Annotated in this window: 3 protein-coding genes; 2 read left to right on the plus strand and 1 reads right to left on the minus strand. The window is 43.6% G+C overall.

From position 1 onward, the window contains the following. Together pstB and phoU are read left to right on the plus strand one after the other, a co-directional pair. Positions 1–695 (plus strand): phosphate ABC transporter ATP-binding protein PstB (gene pstB / locus AB4496_RS24285; RefSeq protein ID WP_372132343.1); only part of this gene is annotated, 695 nt, incomplete at its 5' end. Between the two features lie 74 nt (positions 696–769). Further along, the gene (gene phoU / locus AB4496_RS24290; RefSeq protein WP_009848270.1) at positions 770–1,468 is read left to right on the plus strand and encodes a phosphate signaling complex protein PhoU; all 699 of its coding nucleotides are present in this window, start codon (positions 770–772) and stop codon (positions 1,466–1,468) included. Positions 1,469–1,477: 9 nt separating this feature from the next. Here phoU and AB4496_RS24295 read toward each other — a convergent pair whose 3' ends face one another. Further along, positions 1,478–1,969: a hypothetical protein gene (locus AB4496_RS24295; RefSeq protein ID WP_032555329.1), complete on the minus strand. Its 492-nt coding sequence runs from the start codon at positions 1,967–1,969 to the stop codon at positions 1,478–1,480. Positions 1,970–2,289: the final 320 nt, after the last annotated feature.

The raw sequence follows: 2,289 nt of genomic DNA on the forward strand, positions 1-2,289 counted from the left end.
ATGATATTTCAATGCAAATCCCAAAGGGACAGGTGACCGCGTTTATTGGCCCATCAGGGTGTGGTAAGTCGACTCTACTGCGCTGCATTAATCGCATGAACGATCTTGTTGAAGGTTGTAAGGTTTCCGGAAAAGTGAAGCTTCATGGCAAGAACGTCTATCACCCTAAGGTGGATGTCGCGACCTTACGACGCCGAGTCGGCATGGTGTTTCAACGTCCGAACCCTTTTCCTAAATCTATCTATGAGAATGTGGTTTATGGATTGAGGCTGCAAGGCGTGAGCAACAGCCGAGATCTTGATGATGCAGTTGAGCGCTCTCTGCGCGCCGCGGCGTTGTGGGATGAAGTCAAAGATCGTTTGCATGAGAACGCCTTTGGGTTATCGGGTGGTCAACAGCAGCGTTTAGTCATCGCTCGTGCGGTTGCCATCGAACCTGAAGTGCTGTTATTGGATGAGCCAACATCGGCACTCGATCCGATTTCTACTCTGACGATTGAAGAGCTGATCAACGATCTAAAAACACAATACACAGTGGTGATTGTTACCCACAACATGCAACAAGCCGCGCGTGTAAGTGACCATACTGCCTTTATTCATATGGGAAAATTGATCGAGTACTCAGATACTGACTCAATTTTTACGTCTCCATTGAAAAACCAGACGGAAGACTACATTACTGGTAGATATGGCTAACCTCTACAAAGGTGTCATCTAGAGCTAAGTCACTCTACAAAAATGGCTTTCTTCATTTCTTTCAAGGAGCAAGTATGCATTTCGGTCGCCACATTTCAGGGCAATTCAATGTCGAGTTAGAATCGATCCGTACTCATGTATTGACCATGGGCGGGTTAGTGGAGCAGCAACTCTCGTTTGCAATGCAGGCGCTCCATAAAGACGATGTTGAATTGGCCAAAAAAGTAATTCGTGACGACCATAAAGTGAATGCGATGGAAGTTTCAATCGATGAAGCATGTACTCGTATTATCGCGAAACGTCAGCCGACTGCCAAAGATCTGCGTTTGATTATGGCGATCATCAAAACCATTACTGATCTAGAACGTATTGGCGATGTGGCCTCTAAAATCGCACAGGGTGCGATTGAGATCCCTTCGACCAAAGAACAAAAATTTCACGTCTCGTTAGAACCATTGTGTCGTCAGGCTATCACTATGCTGCATCAAGTATTAGATGCTTTTGCTCGTATGGATGTAGATGCGGCAGCAGAAGTACATAAACTTGACGATAAGCTGGATGCGGAATATGAAGCTGTGATTCGTCAGTTGATGACGTACATGATGGAGGATCCTAAGAACATCCCCAATATCCTGCAAGTGATGTGGTCAGCTCGTGCGATTGAGCGAGTGGGAGATCGTTGCCAAAATATCTGTGAATACATTATCTACTTTGTGAAAGGTAAAGATGTACGCCACCTTGGTGATCAAAGCCTAGATGACGCACTGAAGTAGGTATTAACTTTAGAACCGAATAATTGCACCAAGGTTAAGGTTGATTGTTGTGTCGTAAGGCACAAAGGTCTTATTGTGATCAAAAATATTCATATCAACACCAGCACGTAGCCCAAGTATTGGTGTTGCTTGGTAAACGTAGGCTCCACCAAGACTTAATCCATGTGCTGTCTTCTCTTCAATTTCGCCGTTACGCGTTTTTGTTCCGTCATAACTCGCTACACCAATCTCCGCCTGAAAGCCGTGATTCTGGTTGCTTCCAAACATATTTTGAATACCAATGCGGTACGCATCGACAGTTTCATCGTATCGGTCGCTGTCATACCAAAGCTGAGAATAGCTCAGATAAACCACACCTAGATTTGCCACATCAGTAATACCTGCTTGTATTCCAAAACCATGATAAGAACCAATCTTTAGTTCAGGAGATAAGTGAAGACCATTTGAAAGTGCAGAGGTTGAGAATAAAGCTGAAGCTAAAAGAAGTGTTTTAAATTTCATGGTACCACCGAAGTAATTTTGCGCTCTCCTTAGCATTAGGTCGATCCATGCGTGAATCCAGTGAAATCACTGGCTAACGGTGATCATTATATGGGCTTTGAAAGAGCAGGCTAATTCGCATTGATTATCTCTGTGATAATGCTTGCTTATCAGCAGGAGTAATCATTACACGTGATCTTTGGGTCTTACGTAGCCTTACAAAACGAGCGTGATAGAAGTGTCTAAACATAAGCTGATGTTCTCTAATGTATTTGTTTAAGGCACATGAGAAAAATAACGATAGTATCGATATAGCTCATTGATGCTCGCTATATTCTTAC

The sequence above is a fragment of the Vibrio sp. 10N.222.46.A1 genome (assembly GCF_041473595.1).
Classification (GTDB): Bacteria; Pseudomonadota; Gammaproteobacteria; order Enterobacterales; family Vibrionaceae; genus Vibrio; species Vibrio tasmaniensis_A.

Bases quoted from the DNA above. Each gene is read 5' to 3' on its own strand.
- phoU (WP_009848270.1), top strand. From the start codon at position 770: ATGCATTTCGGTCGCCACATTTCAGGGCAATTCAATGTCGAGTTAGAA.
- AB4496_RS24295 (WP_032555329.1), bottom strand. From the start codon at position 1,969: ATGAAATTTAAAACACTTCTTTTAGCTTCAGCTTTATTCTCAACCTCT.